Genomic DNA, 18,275 nt, shown 5'->3' on the forward strand with positions numbered 1-18,275 from the left:
ATTAAATTAACGCAAATATAAAGAGAGAGCACCAGAAGGTACTCTCTCTTTTTTTATTTTTACTTCTTAATGAATTTTAATCGGGTTACCTTTTCTTTATCTTTCAGCTGGATAAAATAAATTCCTTTGGACAAACTACTAAGGTTTACTTTATGGTCAGAAGCTTTTCCTTCTCCCGTTTTCTGCCCCACCGCATTATAAATTTCATAATCTGCTGCTTCTGAAATTCCTGAAATGTTTAAAACATCAGATGCAGGGTTAGGATAAATTTCAGGTTTTGCAGACTTCCCTGATTCTTCCACTCCAAGGGTGAGATTGAGTAAATCTACGCCATAATCTTCAACTTCTCCGTAGGTAAACGTACTACAGCCATCTGCAGGCATTGTTTGACTGGAAACAATCCTCATGGTTACACCACACAGTGTCACTGCTGCCAAACTTGGAATTGTAAAAACAGACACTGCCGGAGCAGCCTGGGTGATATTATTCGCCACCATAACTCTTTCGGAGGATTCAAAAATTCCGTTGGCATTAAGATCTATCCACGCTGTTACTGTTGTTGTCCCTGGTGTCCCCATCCACGTATTGGTTACTGAAAGTGTATTTCCTGCACTTCCTATAAAAAATTTGACCTTACGGCTTACATCACTTCTGTAATCTGTATAATTGGAAGGTCCGGAATTGCTGACCATTGGAGTGGTAATTCCGGCAGAATTTACGGTCACATTGGAAATATGCATCAGGCTGGTATCTGTAGATGCACTTGCACAATAATTAAGTGTTGTTGTAAAAAATACGGGATTAGACCATGTTCCCTGTACAGTACACAATTTTACCACCTGCACTTCATAAGTTGTACAAGGCTGCAGATTAGTAATAGTATAAGAATTTTGCCCAGCTACAGGAGTAGCAACCATCCAGATAATGGTTCCAGGTATTCTATATCTGATAAAATTATTCGGAGTATTGGGATCAGCAGTCCAGGTAACAGTTCCTGAGGTAAGAGTTGTAGTAGACACCTGCACGCCGGTGGGAGCATTGGTATCACAGTAAAATAAAGATTGGCGTTCTTCTTCTATTTTGTGAGTTGCCTGAAAGTTGGATATTCCCAAAATAAAAGAGAATACAAAAAGTAGTTTTTTGGTCATGTTTATTAGTTTTAAAATTTTCTTGAAAAATAGGGTATTTTTTCAAATATAGCTTAGACTTTCTTCATATAGCATTGTATTTTTTAATATATTTGATAATAAAGTGTAAAACACACAGAAACTTCATGCTTTTAATATGTTCAAAAGTATTTCTACTCTCTGGATTTTTTATAAAAAAATAATAATTCCCACCTTGATATTTTCTTTATTAGCTTCTTGTTTATCCTCTTTCAGTATTGAGAATTTTGGATTGAGTTTTCTTTTAATATCTCCTGTCCTTCATTACTTTATATATGAACTCCGGTTTAAAAACGAATATTACTTTTATGCCAATTTAGGATTTTCCAGAAGTTTCCTTTGGGGATTCACGGTATTTGTCTGTGTAATGGTCAAAATAATAACAGGAATTTTATGAGTAAGCTTCATATTGACAGCATAACCAAGTCTTTTAAAGATCATAATATCCTGCAAGATATTTATTTAGGATGTGAAACCGGGCAGATTATTGGAATTCTGGGCAGAAATGGTGTTGGAAAATCAACATTATTAAAAATTATTTTTGGAACTGTCAGTAGTGATACTCAGTTTATAAGATACAATGACAAAGTTCTGAAAAGTATTTCCGATAGAAAAAACAGAATTGCTTACCTGCCACAGGACATTTTCTTGCCGAAATACAATACCGTTAAAAGCTTAATTCCTCTTTTTTGTAATAAGAAAAATACAGATCTATTATTCACTTCAGATCTGATCCGTCCTTTTTTGTCAGAGAAACCTAAAAATCTTTCCAGAGGTGAGCAAAGGGTTATTGAAGCTTTAATGATTATTTATTCTGAAGCAGATTTTGTTTTACTGGATGAACCCTTCCATAGCCTTTCTCCGAAAATATCTGCAGCATTGAAAACAGCGATCATTGAACATTCTGCGAATAAGGGATTCATTATTTCTGATCATAATTATCAGGAAGTTCTTGATATTTCAGACCGAATATATCTTCTGCGTGAAGGCTATCTGAAACAAATACAAGATTTAAAAGAACTGCAGCGGTATAATTATCTTCCGAAAAGCATTTAATTTATATATTTGAGGGATCAAAAAATTTTCATGATGACTTTCATAAATAAAGCATTCTATTTATCCGCCTTCAGTATTTTATCCATTGCTTTTGTAAAAGGGCAGACTAAAGTTCCTTTTGGAGTTGTAAAAGCTGAGGAAGGATATGCCAACGTACGTGTACATAAAGACGACTACCGAAAAATTGTAGACAAGATCCGTATGCGTAAAGGAGATGTTTTTGTTTATGTAAAACCTGCTCCGGGAGAAACAGAATGGATCTGGATCAAATATCCGGAGAAACAGGATGACGACAAACCTTTTGTACGTTATGAAACTCTTGATAAAGAAGGAATGGTGAATAAAGGACGTATTGCCTATGTGGACCAGCTTCCTGCCTACACTCCTTCTAAATCTAAAAACGGAAAATCCCTTATTTTCACTGACAATTCTGACCCTAAGATTCCTACTGCCCAAAGAAGCAAAGTAGTGATTGATATTTATCCTTCCAATGCCGGATACCGTAAAAAGGAAAAAGATGCTGAAGGAAAAATTCTTACCATTGATAAAGTAAAACCATGGGGAATTGGGAATGATCTTCCTGAAGGAATGACTGAAATCAAATCCATAAGAGTCCAGCAACCCGGAAGAGGATCTGTTTTTGTACGAGAAGCCATTAAAAATATGTTCCAGCCTACCATGGATTTTGAGAACATTGGAGTTACTTCCCTTGACAACGATAATATTTTCCTTTATATGATAAACGGTTCAGGAGAAAACAGATACACTACACTCTGGACGATCAAGAAAGGAAGAGTAATCAGCCAGATTATTTACCATAATCCGGAATAAATTCATTATTTTTGCACCCGAAAAAGTTTTACACTTATTCATCACAGAAATTGGTTCTGCATCACTGCAGATTAAAAGGGAACCGTGTGAAAATCACGGACTGTCGCGCAACTGTAAGTAGCTGAAATCTTTATCAAAGATCCACTGTGCGAGGCATGGGAAGGAGATAAATGATGCTACAAGTCAGGAGACCTGCCTTTTTCTTAAACATGTAACTTTCGCGATTTGAAGTTGTATTGATCTGATGGATTGTTTCAGGAGTTCTGTAAGTTCCTGTCATTATTCTGTTGTTTTAATATCATTTCTTATCGCTTTAATTAATAATGATATATGACTACAGAAGAAAGAATTGAAGCATCCGAAACCAGAATCTTTAAAGCGGTTTTCCCTAATACAACCAATCATTATGATACTCTTTTTGGAGGTACAGCGATGCAGCTGATGGACGAAGTAGCTTTTATCACAGCAACCCGTTTTGCCAGAAAAAGAGTGGTAACGGTAAGCAGTGATAAGATTGATTTCAAAAAACCTATTCCTGCCGGAACCATCGTTGAGCTGATCGGAAAAGTTTCATACGTTGGAAAAACCAGTATGAAAGTAAACGTTGAAATTTACACAGAGCAGATGTATTCCTATGAAAGAGAAAAAGCAATTATAGGTGATTTTACTTTTGTAGCGATTGACGAATTCAAGAAACCAATTCAGATACTATAAATAATAAAGCTTCGGGCGGCCATTGGCCGCCCGAAATTTTCACCTTCAAAAACAACATATTATTTCTCAGCCAAAAATTGATTGAAATTCATTTGTTTTTTATTTACTTTTAGCATGGCAAAAAAATTATTTTTACATTGCTGTCACTAAAAACTATAGAAGAACCGATATTTCATGAAAAAGATTATTTTAATCATTACTCTTATCCTTTCAATTTCATTAAGAGCACAAAAAGACGTAAAAATTGAACTTTCGGAAAGTTACGAATTGGGAAATATTATTCTGGCCCTCACTGAATATGGCAGAACAGATCCTTATGATGTTCAGAAAATCCCACCGTATTACGATGAAATTATTACATATTTTGAACCTGTAAAAGATCATCCTCTGCTGAAACAAGTCAATTATTCAAGAAAAGACTGGAAAAAATTCTTAGGCTTCCGAACTGATTTCTATGCATTTTCTTTTGATGAAAAAGGTTTACTTAAAAGAGACTTTCCTTTCAATTCCTTTGGTCCTAAAGAAGTAGATGAAAATCTGGAGCTTATCAATGATTTTGTAAAGAAATCGAATTACAGAGCCTTTTATAAAAATCATCAACAGTTTTATAATACTTTAATTGCTAATTACAAAGAGTATTATTACATCAATGATACCTACGCATTCCTGGATAAAATTGCCGGACAACCTAAAAATAAAAATACTAAATCCTATGTTATCGCCATTTCTCCTTTAGTAGGCGGACAAAATTGCCACAGAGAAATCAATAGCTCATTAACCGTTGATTTTCCTGATATCGGAAAAGATCTTATTCTTGGAAATTTAAAAAATAATATTGCCAGGAGAATTCTTGATAATCACACTGTATTTTCAGAAATCGATCATGGATATGTAAATCCTATTTCAGAACACTATTCAAAGGAGATAACGGAAAGCTTCAACCTTACGAATTGGGATAAAAAATCAGGATACGTGGGAATAAATTCATTCAATGAATATATGACATGGGCTGTTTACGATTTATTCATTAAAGAAAATTTTCCAAAGGAAAAAACAGACAGCCTTTCAGCAATCTACCATAAAGTGAATATCCGACGCGGTTTTATTGCTCAGAATTTATTTTCTGAGAAGCTTATAGAACTTTATAAAAAAGAAAAGAACCTGGAAAAATTATATGTTCCATTATTAAAATGGACGAAGAAAATAGAAAACCAAATTTCCCAGCCTTCCGTTCTCAATTCCAATAGCAAAGACTTTGAGAAAGCTGATCTCAATAATATCGTGGTAAAATTCACAGAGCCTATGAAAAAAACAAAGACTCTTCAGCTCAAATTATATGAATACATTGATGGAAAAGAAACCCGCAATACAATCATTATCGTTAAAAATCCGGTCTGGTCTAAAGATGGAAAAGAAGTAAAATTCAAACTGGATACTTCTTATAAGAATTTTGTACTGGGATTTTATGTACCGAACAATATGACGGGGTTTTATTCTAAAAAAGGAATTTTATTAAATCCCGACAATTACTTATTACTATCCTCTTAAAACGTTTCAGATGATCTATAAAAAGACACTGCTCAGTAACCGGGCAGTGTCTTTTTAAATTATTTCAATACTTTTTCTGTTTCCAGGCTTTTACTCAATAAAAGCTCAAAAGCCTCTCCCATTTCATCTGATGCTCTGCTGATCGCATTTTCAAGCATATTTCGGATTTGTCTTTCAGTCACTCCAGCCTCAGTCCAGCTCTTTCCGGAAGTATGAGAATTTAAGATAAACGGCATGATTCTGTCGATCCCACACGCAAAAATAGCATCAGGAGTTTTCTCATCCTCAAATTCAAGCCATAAATTAAAAAATTCTGTGCGCAAAGGTTCATCCAGAATTCCAAAGATTTTCTGAGCAGAAGCTTTCTCTCTTTCAAACTTTCCTACCATTGCTTTTTCATCAAAAATAAAAGTATCTCCGGCTTCAATCTCCACAAGATCATGAATGGAAAGCATTCTTATTACTCTCAACAAATCAATATCCGCACGGTTTTTAGCATAGGGATAAAGAATCTGAGCCAGAATAATAATCTGCCAGGAATGTTCCGCCGTATTCTCTCTTCGGGAATCATCTGCATTATAATTTCTTCGTTGTACATTTTTAAGCGCATCTACTGCCAGGATAAAATCGATCTCTTTCTGAATTTTCATCTTACTTCTTATTTCTGTTATATTGATCTGATGGATATACCTTTGTTTTGGTAATCCATTTATTATTTATCTTTTCTTTAGTGGTCACTTTTACAGAGCCTTCAACACTCATATCCTCTTCTTTTTCAAAAACTTTATCAAGTCCTTTATTCGGAATTACGGCATATTCTGTTGTAAAAATATCACAACAGCCAGACTTTCCATAAGAAATAAGACGTTTACGCTGGGCATCGACATCAAAAATATCAAGACCGTTTGACCCCAGCTCTGTAAGTTCCTCGCTTTTTACAAACCCCATTCTTGTTTTGTTGAAGACATATACATCATAAGATGCCCCGCTATAATTTCCCATATTTCCGTTTCTTATGGCAACATCTTCCGTTCCATCGAAGTTAAAGTCATCTAGGATCACAGCACGTTGATCTTTCAAAAGTGGAATCAATTTCCCCTGGATAGGTTTTTTACCTTGTTCTGTATATAAAACCAGATCATCAGAAATAAAAGTCTGTACCTTGCTATTCTTATGATCAAACAATTCCACCGTTCCCTTTCCTCCACATCTGTCATCATAACAATTTTCTATCTGGATGACGGCATCATAGCTTTTTGATACATTTTTAACCTCAAATTGATATTGCCCGAAACTTAAAGGACCCAATAAAAGAAATACCGATAAATGCTTGTACTTATTCAAAATATTCATGGTAATAGTAAATGATTTAGGTGTTTTTTTATTTCTAACAAAAATACGAATCATAATAGCGATCTCAAAATCCCGGTATCATTATCTGTCAGAATTACCTTTTCAATAAGAGTGTATTCATAAATAAGAAGCTGTCTCCCGCTATCCGCTCATACTCCTCGCTCCTGCCCCAAAGCCATGGCTGCTGTGGGGTAACCGCTGCTATCGGGGCTAGAGCATGAGTGATAAGTGATAAGTGATAAAAGATCTTTTTTTCTGTCCAATTTTCAAAATTCTATTTAAAAATTTAAAAATTTTCAGACATTTTCTTCTAAAATCCGTTTTACTCAAAATTCATAATTAAAATTATTATACTGATTATCAATACTTTGAATAATTTATTTTAAAAATTTCACTACTTTGTATTGCATAATACCATTTTATTTACATATCTTTGTAATGTAAAATCGAAATAGGTACAACTAGCTAGGTTCCGAACTTCGAAAATTATATAACTAATTAACAAAACTTATCAAAGATGAATACCGAAAATACCAAAGCGCAAATGCGAAAAGGAATTCTGGAATTCTGTATTCTAAGTCTCATCAATAACCGTGAAATGTATGTTTCTGATCTTATTGACGAACTGAAAAAAGGAAAACTGGATGTAGTAGAAGGAACCCTCTACCCTCTTCTTACAAGACTTAAAAACGGAGAGTTTCTCTCTTACAGATGGGAAGAATCTACAGGAGGACCACCCAGAAAATATTATCAGATTACAGAAAAAGGAAAACTTTTCCTGGATGAACTTCTCAATACATGGAATGAACTGACAGCCTCAGTAAACCAAATCACCCAACAAAATTAAAAAACAAAGCTATGAACAAGACACTCTCAATAGGACTCGCAGGTTTTTCTTTTACCATAGAAGAACACGCATATATAAAGCTCAGCGATTACCTGAATGCACTGAGAAGCTCTCTGGATGCTTCTGAGGCTGATGAAGTAATGCATGACATAGAAATAAGAATGGTAGAGATCTTCAAAGATTCTTTAGGAAAACGTGAAGTGATTAACGATACCGATGTAGAAAAGGTAATCGCACAAATCGGAAGCCCTGAAAAAATCGAAGAACAGGAAGAAGCTTATTTTTCTGAAAAAACATCTACCAGAAAAGAATATTCAGGATCCAATTATACCGATAAAAAGCAACTGTTCCGTGATCCGGAAAAACAAAAAGTAGCAGGGGTTTGCGCAGGTTTAGCTCAATATGTAGGAATGGATATTACTACCATGAGAGCAATCTGGCTGGGAATCTTCGTATTAGGAATTTTTACCGCAGCCATTTCCTCTTCATTAATAGGTCTTTTATATGTAATCCTTTGGATCGTACTTCCAAAAGCTGAAACAGCAGCAGATTTCCTGAAAATGCAGGGAAAGCCTATGAACTTCGACAATCTTAAGAACGAGTCTAATAAATTGGTACAATTTGCCAATGAATCTACTCAGAGGGTCGGAGAAATCTATAACGAAAACAAACCTTACATCAGCAACGCGAGCAGCGGAGTTTGGAATGTATTCAAGTATATTGTAGGAGGATTCTTTGTATTGATGGCTGTAAGTAGCATTATCGGAGTATTTGTATTATTTGCCCTTTTCGCAATGGATACAGACTTCCCGGGAGCTAATGAAATCAGATTCTACATGGACGATCAGGGACTTGATAAAGTACTGGCTGCCATGATGGTGATCGGAAGTTTAATCCCGGCAATCCTTTTCAGCTTATTAAGCATCAAAATATTCTCACCAAAAACAAAACTGAGAAATATCGGATGGGTTGTAGGTGGTTTATTCCTTCTTTTAATCGGACTGGGAACTTACTTCGGAATCAGCATGGCTAAGAAAGATATGATCTACAGAGGAAGCAAGGAAGATGTAGAAAATGTTGCTATCAACACCACTTCAGATACAGTGTATGTAGATATAAAACAGATCAACATTCCACAGAATTTCAAAGGTTACAACAATGATATTTATTCAGATAAAAGAACAGTGTATGAAGAAGATTATATTTCTGTAGATGTAACCAGAAAACCAGATATTAAAACACCTTATCTGATCATTAAAAAAGAAGGAAAAGGATATAACTTCCCTATCCAGATGACAGTTCCTGTAGAAATTGTGAACAACAAAGTATTACTTCCCAACTACATCAAATATCCGTACGAGCACAGATTCAGAGATTACAGCCTTGATTATGAACTTGTGGTTCCGCAAAAAGCAGTGGTTATCTCTATGAATAAAGACCGCATTCACATGGACGGAGATTTAGACGGAGATGGCATCAATGACGATGATCAGGACAGAGATGAAGACCATAACAATGTCCGAATTGAAAAAAATAAAATAACGGTAAACGGTTCCAGTATCGAATACAACTCTGATGACAAAGACAGCATCATTGTAAACGGTAAAAAAGTTCCGAACAACCAGGCAAAGAAAGTTATTGATTCTGCAGTGTCTACTATCAAAAAATCAAATAAAGATATGGACATCAAAATCAAAGACGGAAAAAACGAAATTTCCATACAAACTAAATAATTAACTTCAGAGAGTGGTAGAAGGTGTGGGTGGATGGCAACCGTTTGAAATTCACACCCTTCTTCTCTCAGAAAAGTGAAAATAAAACTACATTTAGTTTCTTATGTGAAAAAAAAGTTTTAATTTCGTAAAGCTAAAATTTAATAACCAAACAATCAAAAACACAGCCATATCATGATACAATTTGCAATGGAATTCGTAATGAAAATCGTAGATTTAATTAGCGGTTTGTTTTAAGAGCAATAATATTTCAATATATTTGTAAAGTATAACCAAAGTTTGGTTATACTTTTTTGTTTTTAATTCAAGAAATCTATGAAAAAGCTGTTAGGCAAAGCAATGTTAAAAGTATTAGGTTGGAAAGTCGTTCTTCAGGGCGATGTCAACAATCTAAACAGGTGTATCCTGGTGGTAGCCCCACATACCCATAATATGGAATACATTTTAGGAAATTTCGCCTATTGGTCTTTGGAGAAACCTTTAAAAATCATCATTAAAGATGCCCACACCAAAGCCTGGTATGGAAGTATCGTAAAAGGACTTGGTGGTATTGGGATCGACAGAAGCCAGAAAAACGATCTTGTAAATTTCGTAGCCAATCAGTTCTCCAAAGAAGATTTCAGTCTTGTGATTACTCCGGAAGGAACCAGAAGCTGGGTACCGAAATGGAGAAAAGGATTCTATCATATGGCTTTGGCAGCAAAAGTTCCTATCGTTCTGGCAGCAGGTGATTTTAAAAGACAAATTGTGTACCTGGGCTACACCATTCCTTATGAAAGAATAGCATCAGTTCCTTTTTCAGAAATCATGCAGGAAATTCAGGACTATTATGTAAAAAATGATATTGTTCCTAAAGTACCGGAAAACTGGAATCCTAATATTATGGGAACCGGAAATGAAACGGACAGCTTAAAACAAGATTAATCAATCATCATTTATCAATTATTAAAATGAAAGGTCAGACAAAAGAAGAAATATTAGCATTCATCAATAACTGGGGAGATGTAACTCTTGCCAAAACACTTGAAATCAAATTTATCGATATTGATCTCGAAAATGAAACCCTTACCGCAACAATGCCCGTTCTTCCAAGAACTCATCAGCCTTTTGGAATCATGCATGGAGGAGCAAGTTGTGTTTTAGCTGAAACCTTAGGGTCAAGCCTGTCTAATATTTTTATCGATGGCGAAAAATATTATGGTGTAGGAACCAATATTAATTCTAACCATTTAAGAAGCAAAAAAGACGGTATTGTAACTGCTACAGCACGTTTTATCAGAAAAGGTAAAACAATGCACGTTTCTGAAATTGAAATTCGTGACGAAAAAGGAATTTTGATCAACCATACTACGATGACGAATAATATCATCAATAGATAGTAAGTTACAACAACATAAAATAAAGAGCTTAAAATAAATTTAAGCTCTTTTTATTTTGACATCTTTAAGACTAGTAATACCTTTGTAAAAAGGAAAGTTACACTGGAAATTTCCTATAGTATTTCCGGCTGTTGATTTTCAAAATTCCTTCATAGCTCATGATTTATTTCAAACTTCCTTTCGACGAAAGATTATTGTCTGCAGACAAAAAAAATACTAAAAATGCAGTTAACTTTTTTTCTTATAATGGCTTAGATGAGATTAGCTTCAGCGGAGATATTTTTGAAATAAATCCCGCTGAATTTAACCAAACTTTGATTACCAGTGAAGTACTGAATAATGATACCACAAATTCTTCCGCTGAAACAAAAGAAGAATATTGCCGCACTTTACAGCAGGTCATTGAAATCATCAAAGAAAATAATCTGCCAAAGCTTGTTTATTCAAGAAGGAAGATCTTTACAGATTTTAATACAGTTAATTATACAGAGAGTTTTCAAAACTTATGTAATTCTTATCCCAATGCTTTCAGATATCTGTTTAATGATGGGAAAAATGCCTGGATGGGAGCTTTCTCGGAAGTATTAGGGAAGTTTAATAAAACTACTCACGAGTTTGAAACTATGGCCCTTGCCGGAACTCTTCCGGTATCTGAAGAATGGTCTGAAAAAGAAATTGAAGAACAAAAGCCGGTTACCAATTATATTCAGAATATTCTGACAAATTATTCTGACAACATAGACCAGTCAGAAACATATGACCATATTTCCGGTAATATCAAACATTTACGAACAGATTTTAAGACCAATATAAAGCCTGAAGATCTTGACAGAATTATCAAGGATCTGCACCCTACTCCTGCAGTCTGTGGTATTCCCAAAGATTTTTGCAATGAGAATATCCGTAAATATGAAAAATTTCCCCGTGAATTTTATGCCGGCTATATCAAGGTTGAAACGGATGAGAGTATTCTGTACTATGTCAATCTGCGTTGTGCAAGACTTTATAAAGACTCAGTCCATGTTTTTGTAGGAGGCGGAATAACAGCTCAAAGTAATCCGGAAAAGGAATGGAGAGAAACAGAACTGAAGTCTGAGGCGATATTGAAAAATCTATTTTTTACCTAGTCGTATTTTATTGTTTTCAATTTTTGTAATAAGCCCTTTTTTTCCTTTTACATCAACTTTCTTATAAATATTAGAAAGGTGTGTAGAAACTGTTTTTTCAGAAATATTTAATTTACTGCCTATTTCAACATATTTAATATTCTTATTCTCAATTATTAAATTAACTATTTCAGTTTCTCTTTCTGTAAGGTCGGATAGGAAACCCCAGTTTCTTCCTTTTCCCTCATAAAAAAAATATTCTATTCCTATAAAAAAATAACCTATCGTAAATAAACTCTGCTCTATTGATTGATTATCTCCCAATAATAACATCGTAGCCGGAACAGATACAACACTGAAAAGACCTAATAATCCAGCAACAGCATGAAATTTTCTAAACTGATCATAAAATCCTAAACAATCTTCAGTTTTATTCTTATAGATGATATAAATAAGAAATAAAATAAAACAAACAGGAATAATCAGAAAAAACTTACGAGATATTTCAAGATTTCCTGTAATTACATAAGGAATAATAAAACCGACAACTAAATTTACAGAGAGACAAATAATGACATAATTAAAATGCAAATAGTTTTTAAAAGTCAGACTGTAATATTTTGACAAAAAATAAATATAATATCCAATTGTTATAAAACCTATCGTATATGCTATTACATTTTGCGATAAAATATTAATATCAAAGTTTTTATCTGGTAAAAGTCCAGAACTTACATTATTCACAATGACGGCAAATGTTAATAATAAAAAATGAAGATCAAAACTTTTATTGCCCTCTTTAGCAGAAATTCTTATTAGTGCAAATCCTAATATTAAGATCAGTAAACATATGTATATAAAAGTAATAATATGAATTTCAGTGCCAAACATCACCTATAAATATTTTATCAGAAAATAAAATCTGAAGCCAAAATCTTCTTCATGATAAATTTTAAAACCAAATTTTTCATAAAAAGGAAGATTTATAATAGTTGATGTTTCCAAACAAATAGCTTGTTTCTTTCCTGAATAATAATTAATAATTTCACTCATGAAAGCACTACCAATACTATTACCCTGCGAATTAACATCTACCCCGATAAACCAAAGATGGATATAGTCAATATTTTTGGGCAGGTGCATTTGTGTCATTTTTTCTTTATAAATGACTTTTTTAAAATTATGTAATCCTACAACATTTTTGATAAGCAAAATATCTAACCAAAGCGAATAAAGAAAGTCTTTCTTTGTTTGCAGTGGATCTAATAATATACAGCAGGCATTATTTAAATCATTAAGCCAAACTTCCCCGTAGAGTTTTGCTTTTGCAATAGAATAATCCATAAGTTTTGAAATCAACACTTTTTCATTTTTTATTTTAAGAATATAATTCACTGACTTATTATTATAAAAAGCCCCACTTAGTATTGTATTTGCAATAGGCAACTCATTTTCTTGTATTTTTTTCATTTAAAATTAATTAACATGTTTTCAATATTCATCAAAAGCAAAAAAGTAAAGTAAAAAAACTTAAATAAAACACAAATAACTGAAAAACAAAAAATTACACCATTTTATTCAAGTACTAATTTACAAAAAAAGTAAAATTTTGCAGACATATTAAGCCTGAAAATCTATTTTACAAAATGCTAAAAATCAACAAAGTAAAACCCTTAGATTCTCTACACAGTGAAATTAAGGGTAAGTTAAGTAAGAAATTTTATGTTTTTTTTCAGATACTGGGTAAGTTTGAACAAACAAAATATAAATGTTTATTTTTTGTATGTGTACAGTACAAAGTATAAATATGATGCTGATCAGCAAAAACCTAAGCCAAGGATTATATGGCAATGTAAGTATTAATTAAAAAAAACTTAAAAAATGAATTTAAAAAATTTAAATGTAAGTGAGCTTAACGCTCAGGAAATAATGACTACTGAAGGAGGAGCAATGATCCATCCTTTACATGGTGTATTAAATGAAATCAGAGGTTTTTGGAACGACTTTATTGATGGTTTCAATGATGGTTCTGGAGCTAATTGTGGAAAATAAAAATCATAAAATATGAAAAATCTTAGCAACGCTGAATTAACTGAAATAAATGGAGGAGATAATTGTCCCGCCAAAAAAGACCAAGGTGTGGGTTATTATATTGGATATAGCATAGGATGGCTTGTAGAAGTTTTCCATTAACACAAATCTAATTAATCATTATTGGATACTGTAGGCTTTTTGCCTGCAGTATCTCTCTAATAATGGTTTTTGATTAAAACTTATTCCCATCATGATAAACTTTATAAGTGAATTATTTAGTTTTTTGAAAAAACCAACAGTAGCTTTTTCAACTAAACTGAAAACCAACAAAATAATAGTATATACTTTTATCCTTTACTATGTATTAATATTATTATCGGCTTTTTTATTTAAATACCTGGATTCTATCGTAAAGCTTCCTCCACATAAAATAAATACCAACGATTATCCGATTATAGAAACAATTGCTTTTGGGGTATTTATCGCTCCGTTCATGGAAGAGATAGCTTTTAGACTTTATCTGAAATTTTCTGCATTGAATATTTCAGCTTCTATAGCAATTCTATTAAATATTATAATATCAGCAGTAACAAATACAAAGATTTTTCAATTCAATTTATTTTCATTGTATAAAATCATTTTTTGCTTATCTGTATTTTTTATATTAAAATATCTGATCAATAGAAATTGGAATAAGACAGAAATAATATTTATTAAAAATTTCAATTATATATTTTACACATCTGCAATTATTTTTTCTTTATTACATCTTCAAAACCTAGAGTTTAATAATTCTATTCAATATTTTTATATACCCATATTAATTTTCCCTCAATTTTTCTTGGGCTTGATTTTAGGATATTTAAGATTCGAAAAAGGATTTATCTATTCTTTTCTAGCTCATATTTTAATAAATACCCCTATCGTTCTATTAAACATTTTAGCTAAAAATTCATTACCGTGACATAAAAAGCAACAAATATAGATTTATCAATATTAAAATATACTTTCTTTATTTTTCGATGCATTTACCTGCTCGACAGATTTTTCAACTTATCTGTCCACATCCCAAAATCTTATGCTTTTTTTAAGATTTCTCATTACCAGAAATCAGGAACTTCTCAGACAATTCATTAATGCACTTATTTTACTTTTCGCTTATTCAAAACAAAAATACAGATGAAAAATATAATTTATATAGGAATTTTAATTCTTGTAGTTACCTTACTATGCACTTTACCAATAATAAAAGTCCCCATTTCCTCTTCATCAAGAGGAGTAATACGATCTGTGCAGGAGAACACAAAAATTTCTGCTATTGTTTCAGGGAAAATTATTTATAGTAAACTAGAAAAGAATAATCAGGAACTCAAACAAGGTGATACTTTGCTTATTGTAACAGCAGAGCAGCTGGATACTCAAAAGAATTTACAAAACAGCCAAAGCTCAGATTATTCAGCACAATTACAGGACCTAAATAAGCTGACAAGAGGACAAATTTCTGGTTTACAAACCGGGCAATACCAAAGAGAATTATTTGCCATGCAGGAGAAAATTGCTCAGGTACAAACACAATTGTCTTTAGCTCAAAAAGATTTTGACAGGGCAGCAACTCTTTACAATCAAGGGGTAATTCCAAAGGCAGAGTATGATAAATTTTTCTACAATCTTCAAGGACTTAAAAATCAGATTGCCGGAATAAGAGAACAACAAATTGCCCAATGGCAAGCGCAGAAAAGAGAAGTAGAAAGACAAATCCGTTCTTTAGGTTCAGAAGTGCAGCGTATTAATCAGGAACAAAAAAACTATATCATTACAGCTCCCATTTCTGGAAGGCTTGTAAAGTTCTCCGGAATACAGAAAAACAATTTTATGACGCAAGGACAAGAGATAGGAGAAATTTCTCCGGAGGTTTTCCTGGTTGCAGAATGTTTGGTTTCACCAAAAGATATAGGTTTTATTCATAACGGTCAGAATGTAAAATACCAAATCGACACTTATAATTATAACCAATGGGGATTATTGGAAGGCAAAGTTTCTGAAATTGATCAGAATATTAAAATTAATGAACAAACCGGAGAAGCTTTCTTTAGGGTTCTCTGTCAAATGGATAAAAACTATTTACAATTGAAAAACGGCTACAAAGGACAGGTCGATAAAGGAATGACTTTTACAGCACGCTTTCATCTCATTGACCGCACATTATGGCAATTATTATTTGATCGCGTAGACGATTGGTTCAATCCAAAATTGAAATGATAAAATCAAAGATTCCATAAGGCCAATAAAAATAAACATAAGCAGATGAAAAAAAATATATTGATAAAACAGCACGACATCAAAGACTGTGGTGCTGCTTGTCTTGCTTCCGTTGCCATCCATTACGGATTAAAAATGCCCATTGCCAAGATCAGGCAGATCTGTCATACTGATACAAGGGGAACGAATGTTTTAGGTCTAATACAGGGGTTGGAACAAATGGGTTTCAATGCAAAAGGTGTAAAAGGAGGTGTTGATGCTTTGCCGGAACTTCTATTGCCAGCTATTGCCCATGTTATTGTTAACGGACAAATGCATCATTATGTGGTCATTTACAAAGTTGGGAAAGATAAAATAACGGTGATGGACCCCGCAAGAGGAAAATTAGAGGAATACAAAATAGAAGAGTTTTCAAAAATATGGACAGGAGTGCTTATTCTATTGGAACCTAATGAATATTTTGAACAAAAAGATGAAAAAACAAGTCTCTATAAAAGATTCTGGAACTTAGTTCAGCCACACAAAAGTATCTTAATCCAAGCTTTATTAGGCGCATTGATGTATACCATTTTGGGATTATCAACCTCTATTTATATTGAAAAAATAACAGATTATGTGCTTATAGACGGAAACAAACGTCTGCTCAACTTACTTTCTGTGGGAATGATTGTTATATTGTTGTTTCAAATTTTTATTGGGGCCATGAAAAGTGTTTTAGTCTTACAAACCGGGCAAAAAATGGACAAACACCTTATTCTCGGATATTACAAACATTTGCTAAAACTTCCGCAGCGCTTTTTCGATACCATGAAAGTCGGAGAGATCATTTCAAGGGTGAATGATGCCGTGAAAATAAGAACGTTTATCAATGATGTTTCGATACAGCTTTTTGTCAATATTTTCATTATTATTTTTTCATTTGCTTTGATGTTCACCTATTATTGGAAACTGGCATTAATTACAGCATTAGTGATTCCTTTTTATTTTTTAGTGTACTGGATCACCAATAAATTGAATAAAAAAGCAGAAAGACAATTGATGGAGGAAAGTGCAAAGTTAGAATCTCATTTGGTTGAATCTATCACTTCTGTAAAGACTATCAAACAATTTGGAATAGAAACTTTTGCTAATAATAAAACGGATAATGCTTTTTCAAAATTATTAAAAACAATTTATGCTTCGGTAATGAATGCTTTATTTTCCGGCAATTCTTCAGAATTTTCATCCCGAATATTTACAATTGTATTACTTTGGGCAGGTTCAGGGTATGTAATTGACCGAGTGATCACTCCCGGAGAATTATTATCATTTTATGCTTTGATCGGCTATTTTACAAGCCCTGTATCACAATTAATCGGAATGAACAAAACCATTCAGAATGCTTTGATTGCAGCCGATCGTCTTTTTGAAATTATGGATCTGAAACGTGAGGAAAATACAGATAAATTAGATTTAATAAAAGAAAATATTGGAGATATTGAGTTTAAGGAGGTAAGTTTTAGCTATGGGAGTAGAACCGAAGTTTTTACCAACTTCAGCTGTCTCATAAAAAAAGGAGAAACAACGGCTATTGTTGGAGAAAGCGGCAGTGGTAAAACAACTTTAGTTTCTTTAGTTCAAAATTTATATCCTCTTAAAACAGGGAAAATCATGATTGGAGATTATGATATTAACTACATTTCCAACTATTCTTTAAGGAACTTAGTTTCGGTAGTTCCGCAGCAAATCGATTTGTTCTCTGGAAATGTGATTGAAAATATAGCTTTAGGGGAGGATTTTCCAGATATACAAAGGATTTTAAACATCACGAAAAACCTGGGCATATTGAGTTTCGTTGAGAAATTACCCAACGGTTTTCAAACGTATTTAGGGGAAAACGGAGCTTTGCTTTCCGGTGGTCAGAAACAGAGAATTGCCATTGCAAGAGCTTTATATAAAAATCCAGAAATATTAATACTGGATGAAGCTACTTCCTCTCTTGATACAGAATCTGAATTAGTTATTCAAAATACGCTACAGGAATTTAGAAATCAAGGCAAAACTATGATTGTGATCGCACATCGACTGAGTACTATAGCCAATGCTAATACTATTTTAGTGATGAAAGATGGACAGATTATTGAAAAAGGAAATCATAGTGAACTTATTTCTAAAAATTCTATTTACAAATCGATGTGGGAAAAACAAAGTAAAAATCTGAACTAACTTTCACAAATAAACTGCTTTTGCTTATTTTCAAATTTCTATAT

At 33.1% G+C, this 18,275-nt stretch carries 19 protein-coding genes and 1 riboswitch; of the genes, 14 read left to right on the forward strand and 5 right to left on the reverse strand.

Annotation, left to right across the window (positions count from 1 at the left end):
- Positions 1–59: 59 nt before the first annotated feature.
- Positions 60–1,148, reverse strand: a complete 1,089-nt coding sequence (locus tag BUE84_RS16860) for a GEVED domain-containing protein (protein WP_079242696.1) — start codon at positions 1,146–1,148, stop codon at positions 60–62.
- Positions 1,149–1,559: 411 nt separating this feature from the next.
- Between BUE84_RS16860 and BUE84_RS16870 the strand changes: the two genes are divergently transcribed.
- From BUE84_RS16870 to BUE84_RS16885, 4 genes are all read left to right on the forward strand, one after another.
- Positions 1,560–2,222 carry an ATP-binding cassette domain-containing protein gene (locus tag BUE84_RS16870; protein ID WP_079242698.1) on the forward strand — a complete coding sequence of 221 codons (663 nt, stop codon included), beginning with the start codon at positions 1,560–1,562 and terminating at the stop codon, positions 2,220–2,222.
- Between the two features lie 30 nt (positions 2,223–2,252).
- Positions 2,253–3,053, forward strand: coding sequence for a hypothetical protein (locus BUE84_RS16875; protein ID WP_079242699.1), 801 nt, complete (start codon positions 2,253–2,255; stop codon positions 3,051–3,053).
- Positions 3,054–3,087: 34 nt separating this feature from the next.
- Positions 3,088–3,268, forward strand: a riboswitch (cobalamin riboswitch).
- 115 nt (positions 3,269–3,383) lie between these two features.
- Positions 3,384–3,767: an acyl-CoA thioesterase gene (locus BUE84_RS16880; RefSeq protein ID WP_034699813.1), complete on the forward strand. Its 384-nt coding sequence runs from the start codon at positions 3,384–3,386 to the stop codon at positions 3,765–3,767.
- A gap of 174 nt (positions 3,768–3,941) precedes the next feature.
- A complete protein-coding gene (locus tag BUE84_RS16885; RefSeq protein ID WP_079242700.1) occupies positions 3,942–5,315 on the forward strand; it encodes a DUF4932 domain-containing protein in 1,374 nt (457 codons plus the stop codon).
- 59 nt (positions 5,316–5,374) lie between these two features.
- Here the strand turns inward: BUE84_RS16885 and BUE84_RS16890 are convergent, their stop codons facing one another.
- A complete protein-coding gene (locus tag BUE84_RS16890) occupies positions 5,375–5,965 on the reverse strand; it encodes an HD domain-containing protein (RefSeq protein WP_079242701.1) in 591 nt (196 codons plus the stop codon).
- A gap of 1 nt (position 5,966) precedes the next feature.
- A complete protein-coding gene (locus BUE84_RS16895) occupies positions 5,967–6,668 on the reverse strand; it encodes an XAC2610-related protein (protein WP_145953284.1) in 702 nt (233 codons plus the stop codon).
- Between the two features lie 517 nt (positions 6,669–7,185).
- Between BUE84_RS16895 and BUE84_RS16900 the strand changes: the two genes are divergently transcribed.
- The 5 genes from BUE84_RS16900 to BUE84_RS16920 all read left to right on the forward strand — a co-directional run bounded on the left by BUE84_RS16900 (position 7,186) and on the right by BUE84_RS16920 (position 11,754).
- On the forward strand, positions 7,186–7,515 hold the full coding sequence (locus BUE84_RS16900) for a PadR family transcriptional regulator (protein ID WP_002977573.1): 330 nt from the start codon (positions 7,186–7,188) through the stop codon (positions 7,513–7,515).
- An 11-nt stretch (positions 7,516–7,526) separates the two neighbouring features.
- Positions 7,527–9,248: a PspC domain-containing protein gene (locus tag BUE84_RS16905; RefSeq protein ID WP_079242703.1), complete on the forward strand. Its 1,722-nt coding sequence runs from the start codon at positions 7,527–7,529 to the stop codon at positions 9,246–9,248.
- 315 nt (positions 9,249–9,563) lie between these two features.
- Entirely contained in the window at positions 9,564–10,172 is a 609-nt protein-coding gene (locus BUE84_RS16910) for a 1-acyl-sn-glycerol-3-phosphate acyltransferase (RefSeq protein ID WP_079242704.1), read from the forward strand.
- Between the two features lie 26 nt (positions 10,173–10,198).
- Positions 10,199–10,627: a PaaI family thioesterase gene (locus BUE84_RS16915; RefSeq protein WP_079242705.1), complete on the forward strand. Its 429-nt coding sequence runs from the start codon at positions 10,199–10,201 to the stop codon at positions 10,625–10,627.
- Between the two features lie 158 nt (positions 10,628–10,785).
- Positions 10,786–11,754, forward strand: coding sequence for a chorismate-binding protein (locus BUE84_RS16920; RefSeq protein ID WP_079242706.1), 969 nt, complete (start codon positions 10,786–10,788; stop codon positions 11,752–11,754).
- Here BUE84_RS16920 and BUE84_RS16925 read toward each other — a convergent pair.
- Both BUE84_RS16925 and BUE84_RS16930 read right to left on the reverse strand, forming a co-directional pair.
- On the reverse strand, positions 11,740–12,624 hold the full coding sequence (locus tag BUE84_RS16925; protein ID WP_079242707.1) for a response regulator transcription factor: 885 nt from the start codon (positions 12,622–12,624) through the stop codon (positions 11,740–11,742). The genes BUE84_RS16920 and BUE84_RS16925 overlap by 15 nt on opposite strands.
- A gap of 3 nt (positions 12,625–12,627) precedes the next feature.
- Positions 12,628–13,203 carry a GNAT family N-acetyltransferase gene (locus BUE84_RS16930; RefSeq protein ID WP_079242708.1) on the reverse strand — a complete coding sequence of 192 codons (576 nt, stop codon included), beginning with the start codon at positions 13,201–13,203 and terminating at the stop codon, positions 12,628–12,630.
- Positions 13,204–13,614: 411 nt separating this feature from the next.
- On the opposite strand from BUE84_RS16930, the gene BUE84_RS24640 reads away from it, so the two are divergent.
- The 5 genes from BUE84_RS24640 (at position 13,615) to BUE84_RS16945 (ending at position 18,231) form a co-directional block, all read left to right on the forward strand.
- On the forward strand, positions 13,615–13,785 hold the full coding sequence (locus tag BUE84_RS24640) for a hypothetical protein (RefSeq protein ID WP_185116996.1): 171 nt from the start codon (positions 13,615–13,617) through the stop codon (positions 13,783–13,785).
- A 12-nt stretch (positions 13,786–13,797) separates the two neighbouring features.
- A complete protein-coding gene (locus BUE84_RS24955; RefSeq protein ID WP_262487962.1) occupies positions 13,798–13,926 on the forward strand; it encodes a hypothetical protein in 129 nt (42 codons plus the stop codon).
- 91 nt (positions 13,927–14,017) lie between these two features.
- The gene (locus tag BUE84_RS16935; protein ID WP_079242709.1) at positions 14,018–14,731 is read left to right on the forward strand and encodes a type II CAAX prenyl endopeptidase Rce1 family protein; all 714 of its coding nucleotides are present in this window, start codon (positions 14,018–14,020) and stop codon (positions 14,729–14,731) included.
- A 215-nt stretch (positions 14,732–14,946) separates the two neighbouring features.
- Positions 14,947–16,026: an HlyD family secretion protein gene (locus tag BUE84_RS16940; RefSeq protein WP_079242710.1), complete on the forward strand. Its 1,080-nt coding sequence runs from the start codon at positions 14,947–14,949 to the stop codon at positions 16,024–16,026.
- A 45-nt stretch (positions 16,027–16,071) separates the two neighbouring features.
- On the forward strand, positions 16,072–18,231 hold the full coding sequence (locus BUE84_RS16945; RefSeq protein WP_079242711.1) for a peptidase domain-containing ABC transporter: 2,160 nt from the start codon (positions 16,072–16,074) through the stop codon (positions 18,229–18,231).
- Positions 18,232–18,275 lie beyond the last annotated feature (44 nt).

This window comes from Chryseobacterium indologenes (assembly GCF_002025665.1).
GTDB lineage: Bacteria > Bacteroidota > Bacteroidia > Flavobacteriales > Weeksellaceae > Chryseobacterium > Chryseobacterium metallicongregator.